Origin of the sequence: Paenibacillus sp. FSL W8-1187 (assembly GCF_037965485.1) — a bacterium.
Lineage (GTDB): Bacteria > Bacillota > Bacilli > Paenibacillales > Paenibacillaceae > Paenibacillus_O > Paenibacillus_O pasadenensis.
Genome location: NZ_CP150181.1, coordinates 2,808,287 through 2,834,828, shown reverse-complemented (window position 1 = coordinate 2,834,828; position 26,542 = coordinate 2,808,287). Strand labels below are relative to the sequence as shown.

The 26,542-nt window shown below is 65.4% G+C and carries 25 protein-coding genes; 1 reads left to right on the top strand and 24 read right to left on the bottom strand.

From position 1 onward, the window contains the following. Positions 1-13: 13 nt before the first annotated feature. From NYE40_RS12230 to NYE40_RS12160, 15 genes are all read right to left on the bottom strand, one after another. On the bottom strand, positions 14-334 hold the full coding sequence (locus NYE40_RS12230; protein ID WP_028597736.1) for a DUF1048 domain-containing protein: 321 nt from the start codon (positions 332-334) through the stop codon (positions 14-16). Next, entirely contained in the window at positions 335-694 is a 360-nt protein-coding gene (locus tag NYE40_RS12225; protein WP_028597735.1) for a DUF1048 domain-containing protein, read from the bottom strand. Continuing rightward, positions 691-999 carry a PadR family transcriptional regulator gene (locus NYE40_RS12220; protein WP_276203375.1) on the bottom strand — a complete coding sequence of 103 codons (309 nt, stop codon included), beginning with the start codon at positions 997-999 and terminating at the stop codon, positions 691-693. The genes NYE40_RS12225 and NYE40_RS12220 overlap by 4 nt, the downstream gene beginning before the upstream one ends. 267 nt (positions 1,000-1,266) lie before the next feature. Further along, positions 1,267-2,010, bottom strand: coding sequence for a 3-oxoacyl-ACP reductase FabG (gene fabG, locus NYE40_RS12215; RefSeq protein ID WP_028597733.1), 744 nt, complete (start codon positions 2,008-2,010; stop codon positions 1,267-1,269). Positions 2,011-2,012: 2 nt separating this feature from the next. Next, positions 2,013-2,909 (bottom strand): alpha/beta hydrolase, encoded by an 897-nt coding sequence (locus NYE40_RS12210; protein WP_028597732.1) that lies wholly within the window; start codon positions 2,907-2,909, stop codon positions 2,013-2,015. Next, positions 2,894-3,952, bottom strand: a complete 1,059-nt coding sequence (locus NYE40_RS12205) for a 3-oxoacyl-ACP synthase (RefSeq protein WP_101809143.1) — start codon at positions 3,950-3,952, stop codon at positions 2,894-2,896. The genes NYE40_RS12210 and NYE40_RS12205 overlap by 16 nt, the downstream gene beginning before the upstream one ends. Then, the gene (locus NYE40_RS12200; protein ID WP_153783573.1) at positions 3,949-4,125 is read right to left on the bottom strand and encodes a hypothetical protein; all 177 of its coding nucleotides are present in this window, start codon (positions 4,123-4,125) and stop codon (positions 3,949-3,951) included. Before NYE40_RS12200 ends, NYE40_RS12205 begins: the two co-directional genes overlap by 4 nt. After that, positions 4,122-5,204, bottom strand: a complete 1,083-nt coding sequence (locus tag NYE40_RS12195) for a branched-chain amino acid ABC transporter permease (RefSeq protein ID WP_244912797.1) — start codon at positions 5,202-5,204, stop codon at positions 4,122-4,124. Before NYE40_RS12195 ends, NYE40_RS12200 begins: the two co-directional genes overlap by 4 nt. Then, on the bottom strand, positions 5,201-6,070 hold the full coding sequence (locus NYE40_RS12190) for a branched-chain amino acid ABC transporter permease (RefSeq protein ID WP_028597729.1): 870 nt from the start codon (positions 6,068-6,070) through the stop codon (positions 5,201-5,203). The genes NYE40_RS12195 and NYE40_RS12190 overlap by 4 nt, the downstream gene beginning before the upstream one ends. A gap of 24 nt (positions 6,071-6,094) precedes the next feature. Next, positions 6,095-6,799, bottom strand: coding sequence for an ABC transporter ATP-binding protein (locus NYE40_RS12185; protein ID WP_101809141.1), 705 nt, complete (start codon positions 6,797-6,799; stop codon positions 6,095-6,097). Next, a complete protein-coding gene (locus tag NYE40_RS12180) occupies positions 6,780-7,580 on the bottom strand; it encodes an ABC transporter ATP-binding protein (protein ID WP_052332992.1) in 801 nt (266 codons plus the stop codon). The genes NYE40_RS12185 and NYE40_RS12180 overlap by 20 nt, the downstream gene beginning before the upstream one ends. A gap of 84 nt (positions 7,581-7,664) precedes the next feature. Then, positions 7,665-8,915, bottom strand: coding sequence for a substrate-binding domain-containing protein (locus NYE40_RS12175; RefSeq protein WP_339280050.1), 1,251 nt, complete (start codon positions 8,913-8,915; stop codon positions 7,665-7,667). Between the two features lie 89 nt (positions 8,916-9,004). Next, the gene (locus tag NYE40_RS12170) at positions 9,005-12,322 is read right to left on the bottom strand and encodes a BTAD domain-containing putative transcriptional regulator (protein ID WP_339279999.1); all 3,318 of its coding nucleotides are present in this window, start codon (positions 12,320-12,322) and stop codon (positions 9,005-9,007) included. Between the two features lie 126 nt (positions 12,323-12,448). Next, positions 12,449-14,095, bottom strand: coding sequence for an AMP-binding protein (locus tag NYE40_RS12165; protein ID WP_339279998.1), 1,647 nt, complete (start codon positions 14,093-14,095; stop codon positions 12,449-12,451). Between the two features lie 185 nt (positions 14,096-14,280). Further along, complete coding sequence (locus NYE40_RS12160; RefSeq protein WP_101809140.1) at positions 14,281-15,012, bottom strand: class I SAM-dependent methyltransferase; 732 nt, start codon at positions 15,010-15,012, stop codon at positions 14,281-14,283. 219 nt (positions 15,013-15,231) lie between these two features. Between NYE40_RS12160 and NYE40_RS12155 the strand changes: the two genes are divergently transcribed. Continuing rightward, positions 15,232-16,041, top strand: coding sequence for a LysM peptidoglycan-binding domain-containing protein (locus tag NYE40_RS12155; protein ID WP_339279997.1), 810 nt, complete (start codon positions 15,232-15,234; stop codon positions 16,039-16,041). 97 nt (positions 16,042-16,138) lie between these two features. Here NYE40_RS12155 and NYE40_RS12150 read toward each other — a convergent pair whose 3' ends face one another. From NYE40_RS12150 to NYE40_RS12110, 9 genes are all read right to left on the bottom strand, one after another. Then, on the bottom strand, positions 16,139-17,278 hold the full coding sequence (locus NYE40_RS12150; RefSeq protein ID WP_339279995.1) for a toxic anion resistance protein: 1,140 nt from the start codon (positions 17,276-17,278) through the stop codon (positions 16,139-16,141). 42 nt (positions 17,279-17,320) lie between these two features. After that, a complete protein-coding gene (locus NYE40_RS12145) occupies positions 17,321-19,006 on the bottom strand; it encodes a VWA domain-containing protein (protein ID WP_339279994.1) in 1,686 nt (561 codons plus the stop codon). Positions 19,007-19,018: 12 nt separating this feature from the next. Beyond that, a complete protein-coding gene (locus NYE40_RS12140) occupies positions 19,019-19,747 on the bottom strand; it encodes a hypothetical protein (protein WP_339279993.1) in 729 nt (242 codons plus the stop codon). A 231-nt stretch (positions 19,748-19,978) separates the two neighbouring features. Continuing rightward, positions 19,979-20,179, bottom strand: coding sequence for a hypothetical protein (locus NYE40_RS12135; protein WP_043110956.1), 201 nt, complete (start codon positions 20,177-20,179; stop codon positions 19,979-19,981). Positions 20,180-20,453: 274 nt separating this feature from the next. Then, complete coding sequence (locus NYE40_RS12130) at positions 20,454-20,636, bottom strand: hypothetical protein (RefSeq protein WP_339279991.1); 183 nt, start codon at positions 20,634-20,636, stop codon at positions 20,454-20,456. Between the two features lie 18 nt (positions 20,637-20,654). Next, positions 20,655-22,262: a malate synthase A gene (gene aceB, locus NYE40_RS12125; protein WP_339279989.1), complete on the bottom strand. Its 1,608-nt coding sequence runs from the start codon at positions 22,260-22,262 to the stop codon at positions 20,655-20,657. Beyond that, the gene (gene aceA / locus NYE40_RS12120) at positions 22,259-23,575 is read right to left on the bottom strand and encodes an isocitrate lyase (protein WP_339279987.1); all 1,317 of its coding nucleotides are present in this window, start codon (positions 23,573-23,575) and stop codon (positions 22,259-22,261) included. The genes aceB and aceA overlap by 4 nt, the downstream gene beginning before the upstream one ends. 654 nt (positions 23,576-24,229) lie before the next feature. Then, positions 24,230-25,558, bottom strand: coding sequence for a DRTGG domain-containing protein (locus NYE40_RS12115; RefSeq protein ID WP_028597715.1), 1,329 nt, complete (start codon positions 25,556-25,558; stop codon positions 24,230-24,232). 30 nt (positions 25,559-25,588) lie between these two features. Further along, positions 25,589-26,470 carry an AraC family transcriptional regulator gene (locus tag NYE40_RS12110; RefSeq protein WP_028597714.1) on the bottom strand — a complete coding sequence of 294 codons (882 nt, stop codon included), beginning with the start codon at positions 26,468-26,470 and terminating at the stop codon, positions 25,589-25,591. Positions 26,471-26,542 lie beyond the last annotated feature (72 nt).

Below are 26,542 nucleotides of genomic sequence, written 5' to 3'. Positions count from 1 at the left end.
CCACCGTCTCCCTTTACTTTTTTTTGCTTTGGCGTACCGATTCCTGAACGAGATCCGCGTAGGTTTTGGAATCGCGGATCAGATCGTCGCAAAAAGCCGCGACGTCGCTGCCTGTCACCTCGAGCACGCCTCTTCCCGATGCCGCGCCTTCTTCAAAAAGATCGACGATTCCCGAGAGCACGCCGTTCCCCTCGGTCAGCTCGACCGGCCCGACCTTGAACAAATACCTCTGCATCTCGTTGTACACGATCTGATAATCCTGCGGAAGCGCTTTGACGCGGGCTACATGCGCGCGCCATTCTTTTTTGCCTTCGATGATGTCGCGGATGTTCATTTATTTCCCCTCCTGCTTCTTCAGTTTTCTGGCGACCGCATCATTCAGCTGCTCGCGCCACTTGTCGCGGAAGGACTTGGCGCCCTCTTCGCCCGCCAGCGCGGAGCAGAAGCCTTTGATGTCATCGCCCAAGACATCCTGGACGCTCTGGCCTTCTGCGGCCGCTTCTTCCAGCAGGCCGACGACGCCGTCCAGGATCGGGATGAGATTGCGGCCGCTGAAGTCGGAATACGGCCAAAGATTCGCCTGGATGGCGGCCCATGCCGCTTGATGATCCGCCGGCAGCTTCTTCACTCTCGATTCAAATGTCCGGATTTCCTTGTTCATGTCGCTGCCCGTGACCTTTTCCCAAAAGTTCATGACATTTCCTCCTTCAGTTCCTGCAGCTTAGATGAGACGAACTGCCATTTTTCCCAGAACCGCCGCAGCTCCGCGCGACCCGCATCGTTGATCGCATAGAATTTCCGCGGCGGTCCAACGTCGGACGGCTTCTTGAACGTTTCCACCAGCTTGTTTTTTTCCAGCCGGATCAGGATCGTGTACACCGTCCCCTCTACGACATCCTTGAAGCCGAGCGCGTTCAGCCGCCGCGTAATTTCATACCCATAGGTTTCTTCGCGGCTGATGATTTCGAGGATGCAGCCCTCCAATACGCCTTTGAGCATTTCCGTCAAGTTTTCCAGCACGACCACTCCTTGCTATTCAGTAAGACAGGTATCCTGTGACACTTACTACCACTACAAAGTAACACGAAGTACCTGGCAAGTCAACCGCATTTGCCTATTTCATCCATCGACTCCGCGTCGCCCGCCGGCATGGAGCTTTCCGGGAAAGCAAAAAAGCCGCGTGGCATGCGGCTTTTTCATCCATTAATGAAGTTAACCCTAAATGGCATTAACGTCGATTCCGATGCCATTCTCTATCGACGGAGGCTAGATGCTCAGTCCGCCATTGACCTCCAGCACGGTGCCGTTCACATAATCGGCGGCATCCGACGCGAGGTACAGATACGCCTGAGCGACATCCTCCGGCTGTCCGAGCCTGCGCAGCGGAACCCGCTCGCTCATCGCGGCGATGGCCTGCTCCGGCATGGACGCGACCATGTCCGTCGCGATGAAGCCGGGAGCGACCGCATTGACGCAGACGCCCTTGTAGCCGAGCTCCTTCGCCCAGGTGCGGGTCATGCCGATGACGCCTGCCTTGGCGGCCGCATAGTTGGTCTGGCCGAGATTGCCCTGCACGCCTACGATCGAGCTGGTGTTGATGATCTTGCCCTTGCCTCTGGCAGCCATATGCGGGGAAACATGCTTCGTGCAGTAGTACACGCCGCTCAGATTCACGTCCAGCACCTGCTTCCACTGCTCGGTCGTCATCCGCGACAGCATCGCGTCCCTCGTGATGCCGGCATTGTTGACGAGGATGTCGATCGCTCCCAGCCAGGCGAGCGCGGCGTGGGCCATCGCCTCCACCTGCTCCTCGCTCGAGACGTCGACGGCGATGAAGCGGGCTTGCCCCTGCAGCTTCGGATCGAGCGACGCGATCCGCTGCATCCCAGCGGCTTCGTTGTAGTCAGCGACGACGACCCGCGCTCCCTGCTCGAGGAAGAGCGTGGCCGCGGCCCAGCCGATGCCGCCCGCTCCGCCGGTGATGATCGCGGTCTTTCCATCCAATCTCATGCTCATGCTCCCTCCTGCAAAAACGATTGTACGACATCCAGCAGCCGCTCGGGATCGTCTATGAGCGGCGAATGGCCGCAGCCCGGCAGCAGCGCTTCGGCCGCTCTGCCTCGGAAATCCTCCATCAGCTCGCGATGCATCGCCTCGCTGATCACCTTGTCCTCCGTCCCACGGACCGCCAGGACCGGAGCCTCGACGAGGTCGACGGCTCCGGTGCCGGCTCCGGCGGGATGATCGAAGCGGCTGATGTTGAACGCATTGAGCGCCTCATAGATGTCCATCAGATTGCGCTGGGTCAGGATATCCTCCAGATAAGCCTCGTACCGCTGCGGCTCCGGCTGCCGGCGCTCGTAGATGACGGCGTCGAACAAGGCTTTCATGAACGGCTTGTCGCGCTCCTCGTTCGCCTGCAGGATCCGCCGGTTGCGGCGGTCCGCTCGGATTCCGTCTGCGCTCGTCAGCCTGCTCGAGAGATCCGGCCTGCCGTCCGGTCCGTCTTCATGCTGCGGGTATCCGCGAGTCGAGACCGAGGCGAGCAGCACCAGCCTGTCGACCCGCTCCGGATGTCGAGCCGCCAGCTCCATCGCGACTCCGCCGCCGGTCGACCAGCCCCAGACGATGGCGCGAGGCAGCCCGATCTTCTCCATGAATGCCGCCACATCGTCCGCATAGTCCGAAAGCCGGACTGCCGGAGCAAGGTAAGTCGACGTGCCGAAGCCCCGCAGGTCGACGGCATAGACGGCATACCGGGCTTCCATCCGCTCCAGGACGACGTCCCAGTGGACCGAGGAGTTCATGTTGCCATGAAGGAGCAGCACGGCCTCCTCGCCGCCGGAGCGCTGCCGATAACCGATCGTCTCTCCGCTGTCGAGGCGGACCGATTTCAGCTCCACGGACATGGCTCATCCCCCCAGCTCAGCGTCGTCGCTCCCCAAGCGTAGCCGATGCCCGCTGCGGCGAGAGTCGCCGCGTCTCCCGGCTTCATGCGGCCATCCCGGGCGATCAGTTCGAGATGAAGGATCGGATCGAACTGTCCCATATGGCCGTAGTCCTCCAGGTAGATCGCCCGCTCTTCCGCAACGCCGAGCGCGCGGAGCACATGATGATGCGCGGAGCGCTTCATATGCAGCAGGCCGAGATAGGCCAGGCCGGCCGGGTCATCGCAGCCGCTGTCCGCGGCCGAGCGGCGGATGACCTCCTCGAACCGCTTCATCGACAGCCGGTCGAGCCGTTCCTTCATCGCCTCGGCATCCTGCACGCGGAAGCGCGGCTCGCCGGCCGCCAGCAGCTCTGGAGTGAGCGGCTGGCGGGTGCCGCCGGCGCCGACGACGACATCCTCGCTGAACGAGCCGTCCGTCAGCAGCGCGGTATCCAGCAGACGGGGGTACTCAGCTCCCGCGTCCCTGCGTAGGATCAGCGCTCCGCCGCCGGCAGACAGGTTCAGCATGAACCGCGTGGCGGGATCGGCCATATCGATCAGGTCGCCGTTGCGGTAGCCGCCTGCGAGCAGCACGGTGCGGAGCGACGGATCGCCGCTCATCATCGTCTTGGCGATCTTGAGCCCGGCGATCGCGGTGCAGCAGCGCAAGGCGATGTCCCAGCCGATCGCCCGCCGCGCGCCGATCTCCTCCTGCAGCTTGAGCGCGGCCGTCCATACCGGGTGCTCCTTATGCTCTTCGCCGATGTAGATGACGGCGTCGATATCCATCGGATCGACGCCGCTGCGCGCCAGCGCCTGCCTGGCGGCGCGGATGCCCATCTCGCAGGTGCCGTCCTCCGGGCCGGGCACCGGCTTGCTGCGCAAGCCGAGCTTGGACTCGACGACGGGCTGCGGCACGCCGGACGCCTCGGCGATCTCGGCGCTGGTCATCCGGGCATCGGGGATGTAGAGGCCGACGGCGATCAGCGAGACGGCTTGTTCGGCATGAGCTTGAAGAGTCATGATGGGAGCTGCCTCCTTTCCAGCCTGCTTTTCATATAGTCGGCGGCTTCGTCCAGGGTGGCCATCGTCAGCTCGACCTGCTCCTGCACATGCGTCACCTTGATCCTCCACCCGCTCGGACTGTCGCAAGGGGTGCAGCGAACGACAAACGAACACAGCGCGGACTCGCTCATGGCCTCTCCTCCTCTGGATCTTCCGGCTGCCGCCTGCGCCGCATGGAGCTCAGCCAGGAGGCGCAGGTGCCGGCGATGCCGGACGGAAATACAAGCACGACGACGATGTAGAGCAGGCCGAAGAAAATGATCCAGCGCTCGAAAATGGGATGCACGCCGGCGAGATCGGTGAGCAGCTGATGCGCCCACTCGATGACCGCGGCGCCGATGACGGCTCCGTACAGCGTGCCGACGCCGCCGATGATCGTCATGAGCAGGGCGTTCAGCGTCATGTCCATCGAGAACACCGTCGTATTGACGAAACGCAGCGTCAGCACGTAGAGCGACCCGCTGATGCTGGCGGCCGCGCCGGCGACGACGGACGCCGCGATCTTGTACGGGACGATCCGGTAGCCGAGCGACTCGGTCCGCTGCTCGTTCTCCCGGATCGCCTGCAGCACCGAGCCGAGCGGAGACCGGGTAAAGCGGCGAAGCGCCACGTACACCGCGGCCAGCGTGCACAGGCAGACCAGATACAGCGTCGCGCGGTCCTTGAGCGGCTCGGGGATGGCGAAGGTGAAGCCGTCGCTTCCTTTGGTGAGCGAGCGCCATTTTTCGGCGGCGACGAGCAGCAGGCCGGCGAAGGCAAGCGTGAGCATCGCGTAGAAATGGCTCTTGAGCCGCAGCGAGAGCACGCCGACGAGGTAGCTCAGCGCGGCGGCCAGCGCCATGCCCGCGATTACGGACAGCAAGAGCATCGGCAGCGTAGCCTCGAACCTGCTCAGAAACAGGCCGGTCGAGTAGGCGCCGAGGCCGAAGAACATCGCGTGGCCGAACGAGACGATGCCGGTGAAGCCGAGCAGCAGGTCGTAGCTCATGGCGAACACGGCGAGAATGAACACCTGCGTCAGCAGGATGAACAGGCTGCGCGAATCGCTGACCGCCGGCAGCGCGGCCAGCAGGACGAACAGCAGCAGGACGACGACGTTATGCGCGCGGCTGGACCTTCCCTGCAGCGCGGACAGCCTGCCCATGACGCTGCGGGCTCTTTTTGGCGGCGCGGCCGACTCGGATCGGGGCTGAAGAGGCGTGCGGCTCATGCTCCGCCTCCCTTCGCTCCGAACAGACCGGACGGGCGGACGAGCAGCACGAGCACCATCAGCAGCATGTTGGCCGCCAGCGACAGATCCGGCACATAGTAGGCCATGAGCGCGCCGGACAGGCCGACCAGCAGCGAGGCGAGCGCCGAGCCCTGGATGCTGCCCATGCCGCCGATGACGACGACGATGAAGGCGAGGATCGCGAACTGCATGCCCATTTCCGAGAAGACGACGCCGGAGTAGGGAGCGAGCAGCGCCCCGCCGAAGGCGGCCAGCCCGGCGCCGAACATGAAGACGAGCGTGAAGACGAGCCGGATGTTGATGCCGAGCGCCTGCACCATGTCGGGATTGGCGACGCCGGCGCGCACGATGAGGCCGATCCGGGTGCGTCGCAGCAGCAGCGTCAGTCCGATATAGACGAGCGCGCCGACCAGAATGATGAACAGCCGGTATTTGATGAGGATGACGCCGCCGGCATCCCAGCTTCCGCTCAGCCATGCAGGCGTCTCCGCCTTGAGCGGATTCGGGGTGAAGACGACCTTGAGCAGCTCGCTCAGCACGAGCATCGCTCCCAGCGTCACGAGGATCTGCTGGACATGGTTGCCGTATACCGGGCGGATGACGACGCGCTCCATCACCCAGCCGAGCAGCATCCCGATGACGACCGCGCCGGCCAGCGCCGCCGCGAACGACCCGGTCAGCCCGTACAGCCAGACGCCTCCATAGGCGCCCCAGGCGAACAGACCGCCGTGAGCGAAGTTAAGCACGCTCATGAGGCCGAAGATCAGCGTCAGGCCCGCCGCCAGCAGAAACACCAGCATGCCGGTCGCTAGGCCGTTGACGATGAGGTTCAATAAGGAATTCACGAATGCCCGCCTCCTCTCCCGTCTTCATGCGATTCCCAGATATTTGCGGCGCAGCTCGTGATCCTCGTTCAAGGCCGCCATCGAGCCGCCGCTGACGATCCGGCCCTCGTCCATCAAATAGAAGGCGTCGCCGATCGCTTGCGCCATCATGAAGTTCTGCTCGACCAGCAGCACCGTCGTGCGCTCGCGCATGAGGCGCAGCGCTTCGACCAGCTTTCGCACCATGATCGGCGCGAGTCCTTTGCTCGGCTCGTCGATCAGCAGCAGCTCGCTGTTGCCGACATAGGCGCGGGCGATGGCGAGCATCTGCTTCTGGCCGCCGCTCAGCAGGCCGCTCTTGCGCTCCCGGAACGCCGCGAGATCGGGGAACAGCTCCAGCATCCACGAAAGCCGCTCCCGGGCGGCGGGATCTCCGCGCTTCATGGCGATGCGCAGCGTCTCGTCGACGGTCAGGTCGGCAAAAATGCCTTGATCCTCCGGCACGTAGCCGATGCCGCGCCGCGCGATCTGATAGGCGGGCAGCTTCTCCACCGGCTCGCCCTTGAACAGGATCTGTCCGCCGCTGGCGGCATTCAGCCCCATGATCGTGCGCAGGGTCGTCGTCTTGCCGGCGCCGTTGCGCCCGAGCAGCACCGTCACCTCCCCCGCCTGGATGTCCATCGTGACGCCCTGGAGAATATGGTATTGGCTGATGTGGGTCTCGACGGATTCAAGCTTCAGCAGCGTCATCGTACCATCCTCCCAAATAAGCGGATTGGACCGTCTCGTTGCCCATGATCGCGGCCGGCGTGCCGTGAGCGAGCAGCTCGCCCTGGTACAGCACGGCGATCTCGTCGGACAGGTCGAGCACCATCTCCATCTTGTGCTCGATCAGCACGATCGTGCGGCTGCCCTGGCGCTTCACGTCGCGGATCACCTCGAGAATCGCCGGCACCTCCTCCAGCGAAATCCCGGCGGTCGGCTCGTCCAGCAGCAGCAGGTCAGAGTCGAGCGCGAGCAGCATCGCGATCTCCAGCTTCCGCTTTTCGCCGTGGGCGAGCTGGATCGCCGGGGAATTCCGCTTGCCGGTGAGCCGCATGAGCTCCAGCAGGCTTTCCGCCTCGGCCTCGAACTTGCGGTGGCGACGCAGGGAGGAGAAGAAGTCGTAGCGCACGCCGGCGCGGGATTGGACCGCGAGGCGGATATTTTCCAGCACGCTCAGCCGCGGAAAGACATGGGTGAGCTGGAAGGAGCGGCCGATGCCCCGTCGAGTCCGTTCATAGGAAGGCAGGCCGGTGATGTCCATGCCTTTGTAGGTAATCCGCCCCGATGTCGGCTTCAGCTGGCCGCTCAGCAGGTTGAACAGCGTCGTCTTGCCGGCTCCGTTCGGCCCGATGATGGACAGGAACGAACGGTCGGTGACGGCGAGGCTGACCTCACGGACGGCCGCATGGCCTCCGAACGCGACCGTCAGCCGGTCGGTTTCCAGGATCGGCGGCGCAGCGGATCTTGCCGCCTTGGCGCTATTCATAGCGATTCAGCTCCTTTCGTCTCTCGCGAAGCTTGCTCTGGATGGAAATCGGCAGGGCACCGGGGCGCCCTGCCGATGGCAGCATTACCGCTGGTTGCGGATCGCCGGCGCCGTCTCGTCCGGAGCCAGCTCGCGCATGAGGACCGGCACGGGATAATCGACGCCGTCCTGCTTCTCCAGCTTGATCGCATAGAGCGTCTGAAGCGCCTGATGGTCTTCCTTGCGGAACGTCATCTTGCCCTTCGGCGTCTCGAAGGACATGCCCTCCATCGCGGCCGACACCTGGTCGCCGTCGCCGACGTCGCCGCCGAGCTTCTTTATCGCCTCGACGATCGAGATGGCCGCCGACATGCCGCCCGGCGTGAACAGATCCGGCACCTCGCCGCCGAACCGCTTCTTATGCTCGTCGACCAGCCACTTGTTGACGTCGTTGTCCGGCAGCGTGTGGTAGTACACCGAGAAGCCTTCCATGCCGATGAGATCGTTCATCGTCTTGAGCGCGGCGATGTCGGGCGCTCCGGTCGAGATCTTGATGCCCTGGTCCTGCACCTTCATGTCCTGCAGCTGCTTCCACGGCGAGTTGGCGCCGGCCCAGACGATGAACAGATAGTCGGGCTTCGCCTGCACGATCTTCTGGATGCTCGCGGTAAAATCGGTCGCCGCGGCATCCGCGTACTGCTCCTCGACGATCTCGGACCCCAGCTTCACGGCCGCTTCCTTGAACGCGGCGATGCCGTCCCTGCCGAATGCGCTGTCCGGAGCGAACGTAGCGATCTTGACGCCCTTGCCCGCGATCGCGGCGGCCCCTGCGATCGCGTCCTGCGAGGAGTTGCGCGCCGTGCGGAACACGTATTTGTTCCACTGATCGCCGGTGATGCTGTCCGCGACGGCCGGTTCCACGACCATCACCTTCTTGGCCTCCTCGACGAGCGGCAGCACGGCGAGCGTGTCGCCGGAGCTCGAGGAGCCGACCAGGAAATCGACCTTGTCGGTTTCCAGCAGCTTGGTCGCCTTCTTTACGGCCACGTCGGGCTTCGTCTCCGTATCCTCGAAAATGAACTCGATCTTGCGGCCGCCCGCTTCCCTCGTACCGTCCGTCGCGTAGTCGATGCCGAGCTCGAAGCCACGGGTCGTCTGCTTGCCGTAGCTTTCCAGCGCGCCGGTCAGCGACGCCAGCACGCCGATCTTGATGACGCCGCCCGAAGCGCCGACGGCACCGTCTTGTCCTTCGGCCTGCGAGCCGCCGTCGGAGCAGGCCGCCGACAGCAGCAGCATCGCCGCCATGACGGCCGCGCCGCTGATTTTGGCCAATCGCGAGCCTTTCTTCTTCCTCATCGTCATCGTGCATTCCCCCTTGAACGGCTTCCTTCCCGTTCAGCATACGGGCGACGGGTTGCAATCCGGTTGCAGCGCTGGAGCCGCTCTCACGCGCTCTCTTCGCTGCAGCGCTCCATCAGCTCGCGCAGGGCGGCCGTAGGCGCGACGCCGAGCTCCTCCTCCAGCGCCTCCTCGGCGCGGCGGTACCATTTGGCCGCCTGCTGGCGGCTGCCGAGCAGCAGATGGCATTCCATCAGCATCCGATAGGCCTCTTCCCAGCAGCGGTCCTTGGCCAGCATCGCCTCCGCCCACCCGATCGCCTTGTCGTAGGCTCCGCGCGCCGCGCAGATTCGGCTGAGCCGCTGAGCGCCGCGCAGGAAGAGCACCTGCAGCCGCTCGCGCTCCTCGATGCACCAGTCGTCATAGCGCCGCTCGGGAAGATAGTCGCCTTGGTACAGCTGAAGCGCCTGCTCCAGCCATCGCTCCGCCTCGTCCCGGCGCTCCGCCTCGAGCCCTTTGCGCACGCCCTCCTCGAATTGAGCCGCGTCGAGCGTCCAGCTCGCTTGGGGATGAAGCCGGTACAGCGGACCTTCGCGAATGACGAAATACGGCTCGCCCCGCAGCCGGCGCTGCGGCTCCAGCGCCGCATGCAAGGCGTTCAGCGCGACCTTGAAGTCGCGGTTGGCCGCTTTTTCGTCCGCATGGGGAAAAAGCTGCAGCAGCAGCTCCTCCTTGCTCGTCGCCGAGCGGCGCTTCGTCACGAGCAGCTGGAACAGCTCCTTGGCCTTGCCGCGCTGCCAGTCCTTGTCCTGCAGGTACGTGCTGCCCAGCCGCAGCCTGAACGTGCCGAGCGTCTCGATATGCAGCGTGTAGCCGGGGTGATAGGTCAGCTTGTCCATGCCGAGCTCCGCCAGCAGCGCCGCCGCATGGGCGCCGCCGATGCCCAGCCGCTCCGCCTCAAGCAGCAGCGGCACGAGCTGCTGCGGATCGGCTGGCCCGAGCAGCGTGCGCGCGGTGAACAGGAAGCTGTAGCCGCCTTGCGCGACGCGGTGCAGGAAGCGCTCCATCGCGGCGGCGAAGCGGCCGTCCTGCTGCTGCCGATAGGCGGCAAAGGCGAGCCACATCTCGCCGAGAGCGAGGCCGAACTCGTCCCCGCAGGCTTCGAAGCGGGCCTTCGCCTCCTCGAACCGCTCCTCCGCTTCCGGCCAGCTGCCGTTTTCATAGAGCACGATCGCCATGCTGAGCCGGATGAGCGAGGCTAGCCAGCCGTCGTCGGCCCGCTCCGTATCCTGCAGCGCGGCTTCTCCGTAGCGCATGGCGGCGCCGACGGCGCGGCCGCGGCCGTGCAGCAGGCATAGGCCCATGTTCGGCTCCGCCGTCCCGCGCGGCATGTCGAGGCGGGTCATGATGTCGAGCGCCGCATGGTAGCACTCCGCCGGCACCTTGGCCTCGTAAGCGCCGGAGAGCTGCGCCGCATGCCCCATGCGGATCCATCCGCATGCCTCGACAAAAGGCGCCTTCAGCCGGATGCCGCGCATCATGCCGGACTCCGCCGCCGACTTGGCCGCCGCCGCTTCGCCGCAGAGGCTGTGGATCAGCGACTGGAGCAGCTCGATCTCCCGATGCGAGCGGGACAGCGTGCGGCCGACCTGCCGCATGCCGCGGTACGGCGCGCCCGTCTGGGATTCTTGGAGCTGCGCGCTTTCCAGCAGCAGCGCCGCCTCCTTGAGCCTGCCCGTGCGCAGCGCCAGCCTCGCCTCCAGCAGCAGGTCGCGCCGCTCGGGATCGAGCTGCAGCGAGCGCGCGGCCCAATCGCGCGCCTCCTTGCCGTGGCCGCGGTTGAGCTTGTTCTCCGCCATGAGCCCGTACAGCCGGGCCAGATGCTTGCGGCCGAAGCCCGGCTCGCGGGCGCCTGCCGGCTCCTCGCCGGCTGAGGCGACCGGCTCCGCGGACGCCGATCCCGCCTCGGCAAGCGCGATCGCCCCCAGCAGCGGCGGCTCGGCGAGTCCCGGCTGGATCGTATCCAGATAGAACATCGCCTGCCCTTCGAGCGCAAGGCTATGGACGAGCGCATCGCCCCGCTCCCGCGCATGCCGCTCCGCCAGGCTGTAGCTGGCCATCGCCTCCTCGTAGGCGCAGCGGTAGCGGAGGACGTCGCCCTGCAGCACATAGAGATGAGGCGTCGAAGCTTTCCATAGCTCCGGCAGCGGCTGCAGGCAGCCCAGCACGGCCTCCAGATGCCCGCCGGCGACGAGCTGCGCTCCGCCTGCTGCGAGCAGCGCGGCCATCGTCTCGGGATCGTCCAGCTCCGACGCATGCTGCAGCGCCAGCTCCATCCGCCCCTTGGCCGCCGTCTCCTGCACGGCCCGTCGCAGCAGCAGCTCCCTGCGTCCGCCCTGGAGCCGCAGCCGCTCCTGCAGGAACTGGCGGAACAGCGCATGATAGCGGAACTGATGCTCGTCGATCGGCGTGAGGAAGCCGCTTTGCGACAACGCCGCGAGCTGCGCGCGCGAGCCCTCGCGTCCGCATACGGCGTCGCACCACTCGCCGGTCAGCTCGTCGAACAGGCTCGTCTCGAGCATGAACGCCTGCATCGCCGGCGGCTGCTTCTCGAACAGCTCCGCCGCCAGGAAGGCGAAAAGCTCCTCCAGCGACTGGCGCGGCTGCAGCAGCAGGCTCTCCATCGACTCGCCGGTAGCGGCGAGCCGCTGCCAGACGAGCTGGATCGCGATGATCCAGCCCTCCGTGAAGGCGAGCAGCCGCTCGGCCTGCTCGCGACCAAGCGGCTGCCGGTAATAATCCGAGAACAGCACCTCGATGTCCTCCGCCGAAAAGGCCAGGTCGTCCCGGGACAGCTCGAGCACTTCGCCGCGCACCCTCATGGACGTGAGCCCTTCCCACTCGGGCTTGACGCGGGAAGAGACGACGAGGCGCAGGCTCGGACAATCGGGCAGGTACGAGACGACATATTGCATCCATGCGTCGATCCACTCGTTTTGCCCGACGGACTGGTAGTCGTCCAGGCAGAGGAGCAGCGGCTCGGACAGCAGCAGGCATTCGTTCAGGAAAAGGTCGGCCAGCAGCTGCACGTCGTCCGGCGAAGCCGGCTGCAGCCGCTCCAGCTCCGCCAGCAGCGATTCGCCGAAGCCGGGCGCGGCCATGCGGATCGAGGCGATGATATGATGCAGAAAAGGAAGAAGGTCATGATCCTGCGCGGAAATGCCGTACCAGGCATGGCGGCAGCCGCATTGCCGGACATAGGCGGCGAGGGCGGTCGTCTTGCCGAAGCCGGGGCCGGAGGCGAGGAGCGTGAGCGGAGTGCGGGGAATGGAGCGGAGCCGCTTCATCAGCTTCGGGCGCTGCAGCCAGTGGCTTTTGGCAGGAGGCGCCATGAGCTTCATTTTCAGGATGCGGAACGTTTTCATGCGCAACCTCTCTTTTCCTTGATTTCCAGTTCATTGTATCATAGCGCCCGACCGCCTGACAGCGTTTACATAAAGCGGCGCCTCCGCCACCCCACGGCAGCTCCGACGTCGCCCCTCGTGAGCCGGTCAGCCCGCCTCAGGCGGCCCGAACAGAGGGACGAGCGTCTTTTTGTCCAGCTTGCCGACCGCCGTCTTCGGCAGCTCCTCCAGCAGCACGATCCGCTTCGGGACCTTGTAGCCGGCGATGGAATCGGCGCAGAACAGCTGCAGGCTCCGCTCGCTCGGGCGGCAGCCCGGCTTCGGCACGACCGCCGCCGCCACGGCCTCGCCCCATTTCGGATGGGGAATGCCGACCACGGCCGCGGAGCCGACCTCGGGATGGCGCTCCAGCAGCTGCTCCACCTCCAGCGGGTAGACGTTCTCGCCGCCGGTGATGATCATGTCCCTTTTGCGTCCGACGATGTAACAATAGCCGTCGCGGTCGGCCCTTGCCAGATCGCCGGTATGGAACCAGCCGTCCTGCAGCGCCTCCGCCGTCGCGCTCTCGTTGCCCCAATAGGAGTGGAAAAGATGCCGGCCCCGCAGCAGCAGCTCTCCGACCTCGCCGGCAGCCGCGTCACGGCCGTCCGCAGCGGCGAGGCGCATGTCGGTGAACAGCATCGGCAGCCCGACCGAGCCCGGCTTGCGCCTCGCTTCGGCTGCCGAGATGAAGAAATTGTTGGGTCCGGACTCCGTCGCGCCGTAGCCCTCCTTGAACGGCAAGCCTCTGGAGGCGAACGCCTCGTAGATGCGGAGCGGGCATGGCGCTCCGCCGGACAGGAAGGCGCTCATGCGGCTGAAGTCCGCCGAAGCGAATCGCGGACACTCGACGAGCAGATGGTACATCGTCGGCACCATGAGCACGATCGTGCAGCCTTCCCGCTCCAGCAGGTCGATCATGCGCTCCGGGTGAAACGCCTCGACGCAGATGACCTTGCCGCCGGCCATCAGCACCGGCAGCGTCAGCGCATTGAGGCCGCCCGTATGGAACATCGGCAGCACCGTCGGCGTAATGTCGCGTTCGGTCAGCTGCCAGCTGGCGACCGTATTGAGCGCGTTCCAGTAAAGGGAGCGGGCGGTGAGCACGACGCCCTTCGGCTGGCCGGTCGTGCCTCCGGTGTAGATGATCAGCCACGGACGGTCGCTGTCGTCCTGGCGCTCTTCCCGGCTCGCGGCGGCGGCCGCCTCTGCGGCATCGTCGCCGCTGCCGGCAGGAGAAGCGGCCGCCGGAGAGGGGGCTGGCGAGCCGAATGATTGCGGCGATATCTCCGCTGCAGCCTCCTCCTCCGCCTCGTCGAGCCTCGACAGCGGCAGCCAGCAAGGACCGGCGCCGTCGCAGCCGTCGGCCCTTGCGGCGCTGCCGATGCGTCCGACGTTTCCAGCGCTGCCGCTCCACGGGCCTCCTCCTCCCTCCTGATGCCAGATCAGCTTTGGCGCGCAGTCCCCGACGATCTGCCTCAGCTCCCGCTCATGCAGCCGCCGATTGAGCGGCACGAGCACCGCTCCCGTCAGCCGGCAAGCGAACAGCAGGATCAGCATCCGGACGTCGTTCGGGCACAGGACGGCGATCCGGTCGCCGCTGGCGATGCCGAGCCGGACGAGCAGCGCGGCCGCAGCCTTCGACCTCGCTTCCAGCTCGCCGTACGTCAGCCGGCAGCCTCCGCTTTCATCCATGACGGCGATCCTTTCCGCCGAGATTCGGCATCTGCGCTCGAACCATCCCTCTGAAATCATCGTTCTCTCCCCCTCAATCTCGATGAACCGCTCCTTTCAGTTAACCTGAGCGAGGTTGCAGAGGGGTTGCAGGCTGCGGGCGGCATGGGAAAAAGCCGGTTCGCTGGAACCGGCTCAGGAGTTTCAAGGCTAGGAGTGTCAGGGCCAGGAGTTTCAAGGCGATAGGGATGGACGGCCCTCCTTCGTCACGGCCTCGGCATTCCCCGTTTCCGCGCGGCAAAAACGACATTGCGGGCCTTGAACTCCGTCGGCCCGTCGTACTTGTCCTCCTCGATCTTGACGTCATGCCCGGAGCGCAGCAGCACGTCCCAGCCCTCGTAGGCTTGCTCCAGCAAGGAGCGGGCACGGTTCTCCGACAGCCTGAGCTCGATCTGCGGCGGCAGCTCCTCTCCCGTCTCCAGCGCCGTCTCGCGCAGATTCGTATTCATCGACAGCCCGTGGATGCCGCCCGGCCGGGTCGCGTCCTGAAGCTTGCGGATGACGCGCAGCAGCGCCTCCTCGGACGATACATGCTCGAGGCAGCCGCAGGCGAGAACATAGTCATACGCCTCTGCCTCGAAGGCCTCCTGCTCGACATCGGCCCGGATCGCCCGCACCTGATCCGCTACGCCGAACTTGGCGGCGTTTTCCTGCAGCTTGTCGACGGCTGCCTCCAGCAGATCGGTGCCGACGATGCGGCCGTCTCCCGCTTCCTGCAGCCTGCGGGCGATCGGGATGGCGTTGCGGCCCGGCCCGCTGCCGAGATCGAGCACGACCGGGCTCGGATTGTCGGCCAGCAGCTCCTCGAGCAGCTCCATCGCAAACGGAAGCGGCTCGGCCATCCAGCTGCCCGGCTTCAAAATGTCCTGCTCTTCATAGAGCTTCGCGTGATAGTCCTTCTCCGCCTCTCTCGCCTGCTCGAATTCCGATGCTCCCATGAACAGCTCCTCCTTCGCGGTCTTGCCGCCTCTCTTCCTCGATCTAACTCTATCTCTTCATACCCGCCTTTGAAGCTCCGCCAATCGACCGATTTCGTCTTCCAGCCGATCTGTCGGATCTAGTCCGAAGGACCTGATTTTCGCCAATCTTCTCTACGAAGCTTCCAATCTGGGGTAAACTGGTTCTATCTGATCGCAATCGCCTGCAAGGAGGTCCCTATGCCATCCGACATGCCTGAAACCGGCTTCCGCTCCCGCTCGGAGCGCAAAAAAAAGAAAAACACGACCGTCATCAACGGCGTGCTGGCGGCCGCCGGGCTAGCCATCGTGCTGACCGCCCTCTTTTTCGTCATGTATCCGTTCGACAAAGACAACAAGGAGCTCGCCTCGGGCGTTCCCTCCGCCTCCCCGTCGCCGTCGCCGGCCAGCTCGGCAGAGCCGGCCTCGCCTTCGCCGGAAGCATCGGCCTCGCCGCTGCCGTCCCCTGCTCCAAGCGAGGAGCCCAGCGCTTCAGCCGGGCCGGCCGAGCCGTCTCCTTCCTCGTCGCCGGATGCGGAGCCGACGGACAAGCCCGAGGCGTCCGCCGCTCCGGCGAAGCCGTCGCCGAAGCCGAAGCCTTCCTCCTCCGGCACCTACACCGTCAAGGAAGGCGATACGCTGACGTCGATCTCGGTCGCGCATTACGGCTCCAAGGACTACGTCTCGCTGATCGCGGAGAAGAACGGCATCGTCTTCGTCAACGACATGAAGCCGGGGGACAAGCTGACGCTGCCTCCGGCGTCGTCCAAGCCTGCTGCCGGCGGCAAGAAAGGCTCCGCGCCGAGCGGAACGAAGGAGATCGACTACTCCAAGGTCAAGCTCCCCGCGACGTACCTCGTCCTTCCCGGCGATACGTTCTACCGCATCTCGGTCCGCTTCTACGGCACCGGCAAGCATGCCGAGCTCATCGCCAAGAAAAACGGCCTGGACGCCGAAGCCGGCCTGAAGGCGGGAGACTCGATCGTCGTCCCGGCCAAGCCTGCCGACTAGGCGCTTGCCGCATCGACACGATAGACAAAAAAAGGAACCCTGCCGCCAGCGGCAGGGTTCCTTTTTGTCGTTCATGTCGACCTAAGCTTGCGCCGGCCTACAATCCCAGCTGATGGCCGCGCTCGAGGCGGCTGATCTGCTGCTCGCCCGTATCGGCCAGCTCGCGGAACTCCTCGATCGTGTCGCGCAGCTTCGGCAGCGCGTCCTGCTTGTAGGCGCTGATGGAGTCGAGCGCCGACAGCACGTCCGCGAACGCCTGCTTAAGCGTCTCCACCGAGACGCTCGATTCCAGCGCCTGCTTGTGGATCTCCGCTCCCTGCGTGTTCAGCAGACGGGACGTGCCGGCGATCAGATTGTTCGTCGTCTGGTTGAGCACCTCAATCTTTTTGAGCACGATCTTCTGATGGTACAGCGCGCCGGCGACCATGACCGCGATCTTCAGCGCGGAGACGGTGACGTTCTGCGCCCGATCGACGCCGCGCATCAGCTCCTTGTTGTTGCGCCGGACGACCTCGATCGCCATGATGCCCTGCTGGTTGACGACGAGCATCTGCTGCAAGTCCATCACCCGCTGCCGCATCGGGAAGAGCACCTCCTCCGAGATGAAGCGGATTTTGTCCGGGTCCTCGTTGCGGGCTTTCGCCGCCTCGATCTGCTTCTCGATCGATTCGTCCATGAGCAGGCCGAGCTGGATCTCCTTCTGCAGCCGCTTCGTCAGGTCGCGCAGCGCCGCCTGCTCGATCTCGAGCGTCGTATTGTCGTTCTTGAGCGTCGTCTTGCCCTTGCTCAGCGACTCCACGATATCGGCGATGACCGCATCGGCTTTCTCGAAGCGGAGGAAGTACGCGCGCAGCGGATTGAACAGCTTGCCGAGCAGGCCGGTCTTGGCGAAGTCGACCGCGCTCGGATCGAGATCCTTGAGCTGCGTGTGCAGCTCCGCCAGCCCTTTCGCCACCGGCCCGCCCTCGTCGCCGGCTTTGGAGAGGCTGCCGACCGTCACCTGCAGCAGCGCGTTTTTGCCCGACGACGTCTTCATCGTCGCCATGCCGAACTGCTCGATCGTCTGCAGGATCTCCTTGCGCTTCTCGAACGAGTCCAGATCCAGCTCCATGATCGCCGAGACGTTCGCCTCGGCCTGCGCCTGCAGCTGCTTCACTTCCTCCGGCACCGGCTTCACTTCCTGCTCGATGGCCGTCTTGATCGCTTCGGGACTCGGGACTTCCAGGGAAAATGCCATTCGTTCATCCTCCTCCAGGGGTATCGGCGCCGCGCGCCGCGATTACATCTGCACGTTGAACAGGTTTCCGATCTTGTACACGACATCGTCGGTATCGGCGTTGATGCTCGCCGCCTCGTTGATGCCGGAAATGCTCTCAAGCGCCTTGATGTTGGCGTTGTAGCCGATCGTATAGATCGGAATCTGGTACGCTTCGATCAGATCGCGGATGTCCTTGAGCGAGCTGCCCTTGTTCGTCTCGCCGTCGCTCAGCACGAAGATGAGCGGCCGCGCGTTCGGATCGGTCTGCTTGTAGTCCTCCAGCAGCTTGATCGCCGCCAGGATGCCGTCAAACGTCGCCGTTCCGCCGCTTGCCTGCAGGCTGTCGACCGCGCCGACGAACATCGACTGCTGGTTCGTATCGTACTTGGCGATCGGCAGCCGGATGCTGACGCGGTCGGAATACGAGACGAGCCCGATGCTGTTGTCCTTGCCGAGATACTTCTGGCCTTTGACCAGCGACTCCTTCAGCCGGTTGAGCGGCTCGCCCGCCATGCTGCCGGAGACGTCGGTGACGAACACGGCCGCGATCGGCTTCGCTTCGTTCTTCTTCTCCTTCCACAGCTTCTGCGCGGAGGCCAGCAGCGCGCCGTCGACGGCGGGCAGCTCCGGCTGGTAGCTGTCCAGACCATTAAAGCCTTTGTCGGACGCCGCCTTCTGCTGCTGGGCGCCGAGGGCGAACTCGGCGAACTTGCGGGCGATCTCCAGCTTCTCCGGGCCGATGTCGCCGAGCGCGTAGAGCGGGCTGTCGTGGCGGACGCCGAACGGCGTGAACACGTAGCCGCTTTTGAAGTCGTCCGCATTGACGAACGTCTGGTACTCCAGCACGAACGCGTCCAGCCGGCCCGACTTGGCCGCCTCCCGCATCTGGATCGTCGTCGAGGCGGTGAACGGCACGTTCGCCTGGAACTTCTGGAACCCTTGGACGGCCGTCTCGCTGAGCAGGTCGGAGCTGTCGAACGTATAGAGCGCGGTCAGCAGGAAGTTCAAGCCCGTCGAGCTGGCGAAAGGATCGGTATAGCCCATCGACAGCTTGTTCTCGGCGATCGCGTCGGTGACGGTCTTGACGTTGACCGCGCCGTAGTCGCCGACGATCTCGTCGTACTTGGCCTTGGCCATGACGATGCCGGGCACGTTGCCCGCCAGCCGCTTGGCGACCAGCTCCGTCTTGACGCCGCTTGCCTTGACCATCTCGCCCCACAGCTCGTTGGACGGCGTGAAGGCGTCCGGCACATGCTTGCCGCTGCGGATATAGTCGGCCGCCGTGCCGGAGGCGATGTTGCGGATCTGCACCGACGCCGGCTTGCCGCCGGCCTGGATGCCGGCCTTGTTGAACGCCTCGCCGACCTCCGTCAGCCAGCCGTCGACGCCGCTGCCCGATTTCTCGGTGGAGGAAAAGATCTCCAGGAACGTATCGGTCGTCGGCTCCACGGCGATCGGGAACTTCGAGATGTCCGGCAGCGAGGCCGCGACATCGACCGGATCGAGGTCGATCTGGCCCTTGACCGGCGCCTCGGTCGTCACGCCGAGCTTGCCGTACAGCTTGGCAAGCTTCGAGGCGGCGTCTTCGGCGCTCACCTGCTGATCGGTCTTGCCGAGATTGGAGGTGAACTGGATGCCATAGTAGACAAGCGCGAAGACGGCGAGGATGAGGACGATGGATACGAATGCAAAACGGCCTTTTCTCATGGCGGACGCCCCCTATGCGTAGTATTTGGTCGAGCGGATCAAGGCGTCCAGCTCCTGCATGCCCGGCAGCTCGTCGATCGTGCCGGGGTGCTGCTGGTCGAGGCGGGTCAGCTCGAGAAGCAGCTGGTTCAGCTTGAGCAGAATTTCTTCGTTGTGGCCAAGCGTCGCTTTCAGAAACTCATGCTGCTCGCGGATCAGCTCGAGCCGGCGCTGCTGCAGGTCGCGGGAGAGCGAGCGGCTGCCGGACTTCAGCTCCGCCTCCGTCTGCTCGTAGAGGGCGAGCCGGTTGAGCACCGCGCGCAGGTTGCGGCGGAACAGCTCCTCCACTTCCAGGATGACGCCGCTGAACTTGCGGTAGCTCAGCTCTTCGGGCTCGAACCGCTGCGCGAGCAGCCGATGAAGCGACTGCTTCCGCTTCTCCATCCGGTCCAGCTGCTCCAGCGCCAGCTCCAGCTCGGCCGCGACCGTGCGGACGCGGCGGAACGCGCCAAGCGCGGCGGCGTAATGCTCGGCCGTCTCGAGCTTGGCGGGAGCGGCAGGCGCAGGCGGACGTTGAAGCAAGGCATAGGCGCCGTATAGAAGCGCGAGTCCGCTGGCGGCGAGAACGGCCGCTCCGAGGGCGGAGGAGAAGGCGGAGCCTCCGAAGCGGACGTTCATCAAGCCGGGAGAAAAGACCGCGACGTTGGCGGCGGCCACGCCGAGGGTGAGGGCGAATGCCCGGGCGAGCTTGGTTGCGGCCAATGGTTCGACCTCCTGCCTGCAAGGAATTAGGATCGTTTACTACTAAGCGATAAGGTTTCTTTTCCTACGGCGCATCCAGCGGAATGGTTGCAAAGGAATCGAATTCCTGTACAAGCTCCGTCTCCCAAAACGGATGCTTGGCGCCAATTCATGAAAATTATACCATAGCTCCGTCTGCCTGGATGCAGAAAAGTCCCGTCCGCATAGGGCGGACGGGACTTGCGGACGAACTCAATCGGCGATCACGATGATCAGGGCGGCCACGCTGGCGACGGCGGTGACGATATAAAGCAAGGAGAGCCGCGCCCAGCGGCCGCCGTGCTTGCGGTCGTAGTCCGGATCGGCCTGCCGGTTCTCGCGGGAGAAGCCGACGGCAAGCGTAGCGCCGATTGCGGTCAGGATGACCAGAGCGACCAGAATGTAAGGCAGCATGGAATTCCCCCTCGTGGAAGCGTTTCTATGCCCTCAGTATAGCAGATCGAGACGCCGGAAAGACCGCCTGGCTGTGAAGGCTTCGCGAACAAAGCCGGCTTGCCGGCAGGCCGGTCCGACCGGCTGCAAAGACCGGCTTCGGTTGGCCGGCTCGACCGGCCGCAAAAGCCGGTTTTCTTCAGGCCGGCGCGGGCGGCCGCCAAGACCGGCTTCGGGTGGACGGCGCGACCGGCCGCAAGCCGAAAAAAAGCCGCCCGTAGGGGCGGCTGCGGCTTCAGCGGCTGTAGTAATACTGCTTGATGTAATAGTGGGAGTCGCTCAGCCCCGTCTGCTTGCGGCAGTCGGGACAGATGAGCTCGCCGCGGGCGGGAGCGTTGCTCTCGCAGGAGAAGCACAGCTCCGGCGCCTCCGCAGAGGAAGCGTCTGGGTCGGCTTGGCGGATCGGGTCGGTTGTCATCGTGGATCGTCTCCTTGGTCAGTCGGATTGGTCCTGCAGATGCGGGTAGGCTCTCGTCGTCAAAAATTCAGGCAGCGTCTGCTCCAGCGTCATCTCGCGGAACAGGTCGGCCGCCAGCCGCAGCGACTCGAGCCGTCGCGGCGGCTCAAGCCCGGCCTCGAGCGGCTCCAGCTCCTCGGCCAGCCACCGCTCCAGCAGCTCCGGGGCGAGCCGCCTGCCGTCCGCCAGCTTCGCCTCCGGCAGATGAAGCCATTGCCACAGCTGAGCGCGGGAAATCTCGGCCGTCGCGGCATCCTCCATCAGGCCGCGGATCGGCACCGCTCCGATCCCGTCCAGCCAGGCGGCGACATACTGGATGCCGACCGACAGGTTGGCGCGCACGCCCTCCTCCGTGATCGCGCCTGCCGGAGCCTGCAGCAGCTCGGCCGCCGTCACGTCGCCGCCACCCGGCATCGCGCCGAGCTGGTTCGGCCCCGGCATAAACGCGTCGAATACGTCCCGCGCCACCGTCACGAGCGCCGGATGCGCCACCCAGGTGCCGTCGTGTCCGAGCCGCGCCTCGCGCTGCTTGTCGCGGCGGACCCGCTCCAGCGCCAGCTCGTTGGCCTTTGCGTCGTGCTTGACGGGGATGAACGCCGACATCCCCCCGATGCAGTGCGCGCCGCGCTTATGGCAGGTGCGGATGGCCAGCCGCGCGTAGGCGTCCATGAACGGCGACTCCATCGTCACCAGGCTGCGGTCCGGCAGGATCGCGTCCGGGTGGCGGCGCAGCTTTTTGATATACGAGAAGATATAGTCCCAGCGGCCGCAGTTGAGGCCGTCGACATGCTCTCTCAGCGCATGCAGGATCTCCTCCATCTCGAACGCCGCCGGCAGCGTCTCGATCAGCACCGTCGCCCGGAAGAAGCCGCGCGGCAGGCCGAGCCGCTCCTCCGCATGGACGAAGGCATGCGCCCAAAGCGCCGCTTCCTCCATGCTCTCCAGCTTGGGCAGGTACAGGTAGGCGCCTTCGCCTCTCTGCCGCAGCGCAGGCGCGTTATGCCAGGCGAACAGGCCGAAGTCGAACAGGCTCGCCGAGATCGGCCGGCCGCCGAGACGCGCATGCTTCTCCTCCATATGCCAGCCGCGCGGCCGCATTTTCAGCACGGCCGGCCGCTCCGCCAGCTCCAGCCGCCTGCCGTCCGGCGTCTCGTGGCACAGCGTGCGCGCCAGCGCGTCCCGGATGTTGCGCTGGCCGCCGACGACGTTGCGCCAGGTCGGGGCGTTCGCGTCCTCCAGGTCGCACATGAACACGCTCGCGCCGGAGTTGAGCGCATAGAGGACCATCTTGCGGTCGCCCGCCGGGCCGGCGATCTCTACGCGCCGGTCCTGCAGCGCCGGAGGCGGCGGAGAGATCCTCCACGAGCCGGAGCGGATCGGCGCCGTATCGGCGCGAAAATCCGGCTTCGCCCCGCGGTCGAACGCCTCCTGCTTGCGCGCCCGCTCCTCGAGCAGCGCGCGGCGCCGGTCTCCGAACCGCTGCTCCAGCTCGCCGACAAAAGCAAGCGCTTCGGCCGTCAGCATCGCCTGCAGCTCCGGCTTCAGCGGCGGGGCGGCCAGCTGCAGCCGGTTGTCGATCTCCCTCATGCTCCCGCCTCCTCGCTGGCTGCCGCCGCGAACTGCGCCGCCTCGGTCGATCCGGCGAGGGCGGCGGTGCTCGCCGTCCCGCCGCTCACGACGCCCATCACCTCGTCGAAATAGCCGGTGCCGACCTCTCGCTGATGGCGCGTCGCCTCGTAGCCCGCCGGCTCGGCGGCGAATTCGGCCTGCTGCAGCTCGGAGTAGGCGGCCATGCCGCGCTCCCGGTAGTCTCTCGCCAGCGTGAACATGCTGTAATTGAGCGCATGGAAGCCCGCGAGCGTGACGAACTGGAACTTGTAGCCGAGCCGTCCGAGCTCCTGCTGGAAGCGCGCGATTTCCTCGTCGCTCAGCTTCTTCTTCCAGTTGAAGGACGGCGAGCAGTTGTAGGCGAGCGGCTTGTCGGGATGCATCTCGTGGATCGCTTCCGCAAAGCGGCGCGCCTCCTCCAGATCCGGCTCCGACGTCTCGCACCAGACGAGGTCGGCATACGGCGCGTAGGCGAGGCCGCGCGCGATCGCCTGCTCGATGCCCGGCCGCACTTCATGGAATCCTTCCGGCGTGCGGACGCCGGTGCGGAACGGATCGTCGGCCGGATCCGCGTCGCTCGTCAAGAGCCGGGCGGCGTGGGCGTCGGTGCGGGCGATCAGCACCGTGTCGACGCCGAGCACGTCGGCCGCCAGCCGGGCGGAGACGAGATGGCGCACCGCCTGCTGCGTCGGCAGCAGCACCTTGCCGCCGAGATGGCCGCATTTCTTTTCCGAGGAGAGCTGATCCTCCAGATGCACGCCCGACGCGCCGGCCTCGATCATCGCCTTCATCAGCTCGAACACGTTCAGCGCGCCGCCGAAGCCGGCCTCGGCGTCGGCGACGATCGGCAGCAGGAAGTCGATGTCGTCGCGGCCTTCGGCATGCTGGATCTGATCCGCTCGCTGCAGCGCCTGATTGATCCGCTTCACGACGCTCGGCACGCTGTTGGACGGGTACAGGCTCTGATCGGGGTACATCTGTCCGGACAGATTGGCGTCGGCGGCGACTTGCCAGCCGCTCAGGTAGATCGCCTTGAGCCCCGCCTTCGCCTGCTGCACCGCCTGGTTGCCGGTCAAGGCGCCGAGCGCCGGCACATACGGCTCGCTCTGCAGCAGCTCCCACAGCCGGGCGGCGCCGCGCGCGGCCAGCGTATGCTCGACGAGCACAGAGCCGCGCAGCCTCAGCACGTCGTCGGGGCCGTACGGCCGCTGCACCCCCCGATAGCGGGGCGAGCTCCAGCGCTCCAGCAGCCGCTCCCTCTCCTGCTCGATCGTTCGGCTCGGTCCGCTCATGTCCACGCGCCTCCTTCCTCCAGCTCCAGCACGCCGGAGCCCTCGCAGCGCGGGCAGCGCTCGTACGCGCCTTCGGCTGCCGCCTCCGGGCGTCGCCACGCAGATCCTCGCGCCTCAGATCCTCGCGCCTCAGGACCTCGCAGCCGAGGACCTCGCGCCCCTGAGGCGTCCCAGCCTCCTTCGAGCAGCTGGAATTCCAGCTCTCCATGACCTTCGCAATGCGGACAATCCATCCGAGCCATCTCCAATCTGTATGAGTTTGTTTCATGTTCTTGTGGCTATTATATAACAGCAATCAAGAAATGTTCAATACTGTTTTAGACTATTTTTATGTTGTTATAGTACAGTTTGGAGAATGCGTCTTCGCGACTGTTCTTGCTGCCCAGACTTAGCCTCTGCGCGGCACGAGAGAGGGTCGCTGCGAAACGCCCCTGCTCGTTGAATAGGGCCGTCTGAGGCTCATGGAAGGGGAGGACGCCAGCTGCCGCAGGGACGTTTAAAAAGAAAAAACGAGACGAAGCCGCTGCATCGCAGCTTCGTCTCGTTCTCTTAATTGGCGATTCAAGTTGGAATCGTACAAGCTATGGTCCGCAGCGGCGCGGCTCTCTGACGGCATGACGGGATGCTGCCATGCCTCTGCCGCGTCAAGCCGCCTCACGGCTCCATCAGCCTCGCCGTCAGCATCGACTGGGCGACCTTGCGCCCGTCGGCATATACCTGGATCTCGATCTTGCAGAACTTGCGGCTCAGCTCGATCAGCTCCGGGTACAGGCGGAGCGTCTGGTCGATCTCCACCGGCGCGAGGTAGTAGACCGACTGGCTGTCGGCGATCAGGTTGCCGCGCCGATGATCGCGCAGCGCCCGCGCCGCGGCATGATGGACGAGCCCGGCGAGCACGCCTTCCGACAAGTGCCCCATCGGGCTGCTGAACAGCGCTTCGGCCGGCCCTTCGTAATAAAGGCGTCCGTCCGCTTCCTGCCCGGAGACGAAGCGGCGGCGGATCTGGTCCTCCAGCGTCTCGCCGTTCTGCGGCTGATGCTGGATCTGCTGCATCGCCTGCAGCACGTCCTTGCGGCTGATGACGCCGCTCAGCCTCCCTTCCGCATCGACGACCGGCAGCAGCTCGATCGACTCTGCGACCATGCGGTGCCCCGCCGTCGCGACCGACGTCTGCGGCGTGCATGTCTTCGGCTGAGGCGTCATCCGCTCGGCGATCGGCTCGGCGGGCGAAGCGCCGATGAGATCCTTCGTCGTCACCATGCCAACCGGGCGCCGCTCGCGGTCGACGACCGGGAAGCGGTTGTGGTTCGTCTGCTCGATGACGGCCATCGCGTCGGCGACGGTCGCTTCTTCCGGCAGCGACGCGACGGGCTCGTCCGCATTCATGATGTCCGCGACGAGCACGATCTGCTTTTTGATCAGCCGGTCGTAGATCGCGCGGTTGATGAGCGCGGCGACCGTGAACGTATCGTACGCGCTGCTCAGGATCGGCAGCTCCAGCCGGTCGGCGAGCGCGACGGCTTCCGGCGTCGCGCCGAAGCCGCCCGTCACGAGCACCCCGGCTCCGAGCGAGAGTGCGCTCAAATGCGCCTTTTCGCGATTGCCGACGATGAGCAGGTTGTCCGGCTCGATATAGCCCATCATCGCCTCGAGCTGCATCGCGCCGATGACGAACTTGCTGAGCGGCTTGCCGAGGCCCGCCTCGCCGCCGAGCACCTGGCCGTCGACGATCGCGACGATCTCTCCGAACGTCAGCCGGTCGATCTTCTCGCGCTTGCTGCTGTCGACGCGCACCGTGCCGGTCCGCAGCTTCGTGCTGACGATGCCGCGCGCCTCGGCGTCCTTGATCGCCCGATAGGCGGTGCCCTCGCTGACGTCCATCGCCTGGGCGATCTTCCGCACCGAGACGCGCGCGCCGACCTCCAGCTTTTCCATATAGGCGATCAGCTGCTCATGCTTGGTGGAAAAATCCGCTTCTGCCATGCCCGCTTCCCTCCGCATCGTTGGTGCTGCTCACGGCTGCCCGCCGCCGGGTCCGAGCTTTTTCGCTTCCGACGGCGTCATGCCGTTGTACCGCTTGAACAGCTTGGTGAAATAGTTCGCGTTGCCGCAGCCGACGCGCTCCGCCGCCTCGGCGACGCTGCAGTCCTCCTGGCGAAGCAGCCGCATCGCCTCCTGCATGCGCACCTGGTTCACATAGTCGATGTACGTGCTGCCCGTCAGCTTCTTGAACACTTTGCAAAAATGGAACGGATCCATCCGCACGCGCGCCGCCGCGTCCTCGATCGTATGCTTGTCCGCGCAGCTCGCCTCCACATGGCGGAGCAGCTGCTTGAAGCGCTCCTGCCGCAGCTGCGCCTCTCGCGGCCTCGCCGGCGCGGGAGCGGGCTGCGCGGCCGCCGCGCGCGCCAGCAGCAGCAGCAGGCCGGTCCGCGCTAGCAGCCGCCCGCCCGCCGTGCCGGCGGCGATGTCGGCGATGACGCGCTCCGCGAGCTCCGTCTCCCCGCTCGCGCCGAGCGGGTGAAGCCGCCCTTGGCCGTCCAGATAAGGCTGGAGCAGCTCCGCATAGCCGGGATCGCCGCTCCAGTCGCGCAGCAGCGCGCCGCTGAACACGACCGATACGTATTCGGCCGCTCCGCCGAAGCGGCTGTAGCCGGCATGCAGGTCGCCCGCCTGCACGAGCAGCACGGTTCCCGGCTCCGCCTCGAACGGCTCGCTGTTCAGATGGAAGACCGCCTTGCCCCGCCGCATGGCGATCAGCTCGAAATGCTCATGCCAATGCAGGAACAAAATATTCTGTCCCGGAGCCGTATCCTCGGCACGGTTGACGTAGACCTTGGCCGGAAACAGCGGATCGAGCGGATTGCGCTCCCGCAGCCGGATTCCATCCTTCATGCGATGCACCGCCAAGATAAGAGTGGTATTCCCCAAGATCGGCTAGAGCCGCGCCGATTGACAGCGCTTATA

Coding starts and splice junctions, on each gene's coding strand:
- NYE40_RS12230 (WP_028597736.1), bottom strand. CDS start 334: ATGAACATCCGCGACATCATCGAAGGCAAAAAAGAATGGCGCGCGCAT.
- NYE40_RS12225 (WP_028597735.1), bottom strand. CDS start 694: ATGAACTTTTGGGAAAAGGTCACGGGCAGCGACATGAACAAGGAAATC.
- NYE40_RS12220 (WP_276203375.1), bottom strand. CDS start 999: ATGCTCAAAGGCGTATTGGAGGGCTGCATCCTCGAAATCATCAGCCGC.
- fabG (WP_028597733.1), bottom strand. CDS start 2,010: ATGAGATTGGATGGAAAGACCGCGATCATCACCGGCGGAGCGGGCGGC.
- NYE40_RS12210 (WP_028597732.1), bottom strand. CDS start 2,909: ATGTCCGTGGAGCTGAAATCGGTCCGCCTCGACAGCGGAGAGACGATC.
- NYE40_RS12205 (WP_101809143.1), bottom strand. CDS start 3,952: ATGACTCTTCAAGCTCATGCCGAACAAGCCGTCTCGCTGATCGCCGTC.
- NYE40_RS12200 (WP_153783573.1), bottom strand. CDS start 4,125: ATGAGCGAGTCCGCGCTGTGTTCGTTTGTCGTTCGCTGCACCCCTTGC.
- NYE40_RS12195 (WP_244912797.1), bottom strand. CDS start 5,204: ATGAGCCGCACGCCTCTTCAGCCCCGATCCGAGTCGGCCGCGCCGCCA.
- NYE40_RS12185 (WP_101809141.1), bottom strand. CDS start 6,799: ATGACGCTGCTGAAGCTTGAATCCGTCGAGACCCACATCAGCCAATAC.
- NYE40_RS12180 (WP_052332992.1), bottom strand. CDS start 7,580: ATGAATAGCGCCAAGGCGGCAAGATCCGCTGCGCCGCCGATCCTGGAA.
- NYE40_RS12175 (WP_339280050.1), bottom strand. CDS start 8,915: ATGAGGAAGAAGAAAGGCTCGCGATTGGCCAAAATCAGCGGCGCGGCC.
- NYE40_RS12170 (WP_339279999.1), bottom strand. CDS start 12,322: ATGAAAACGTTCCGCATCCTGAAAATGAAGCTCATGGCGCCTCCTGCC.
- NYE40_RS12165 (WP_339279998.1), bottom strand. CDS start 14,095: ATGATTTCAGAGGGATGGTTCGAGCGCAGATGCCGAATCTCGGCGGAA.
- NYE40_RS12160 (WP_101809140.1), bottom strand. CDS start 15,012: ATGGGAGCATCGGAATTCGAGCAGGCGAGAGAGGCGGAGAAGGACTAT.
- NYE40_RS12155 (WP_339279997.1), top strand. CDS start 15,232: ATGCCATCCGACATGCCTGAAACCGGCTTCCGCTCCCGCTCGGAGCGC.
- NYE40_RS12150 (WP_339279995.1), bottom strand. CDS start 17,278: ATGGCATTTTCCCTGGAAGTCCCGAGTCCCGAAGCGATCAAGACGGCC.
- NYE40_RS12145 (WP_339279994.1), bottom strand. CDS start 19,006: ATGAGAAAAGGCCGTTTTGCATTCGTATCCATCGTCCTCATCCTCGCC.
- NYE40_RS12135 (WP_043110956.1), bottom strand. CDS start 20,179: ATGCTGCCTTACATTCTGGTCGCTCTGGTCATCCTGACCGCAATCGGC.
- NYE40_RS12130 (WP_339279991.1), bottom strand. CDS start 20,636: ATGACAACCGACCCGATCCGCCAAGCCGACCCAGACGCTTCCTCTGCG.
- aceB (WP_339279989.1), bottom strand. CDS start 22,262: ATGAGGGAGATCGACAACCGGCTGCAGCTGGCCGCCCCGCCGCTGAAG.
- aceA (WP_339279987.1), bottom strand. CDS start 23,575: ATGAGCGGACCGAGCCGAACGATCGAGCAGGAGAGGGAGCGGCTGCTG.
- NYE40_RS12115 (WP_028597715.1), bottom strand. CDS start 25,558: ATGGCAGAAGCGGATTTTTCCACCAAGCATGAGCAGCTGATCGCCTAT.
- NYE40_RS12110 (WP_028597714.1), bottom strand. CDS start 26,470: ATGAAGGATGGAATCCGGCTGCGGGAGCGCAATCCGCTCGATCCGCTG.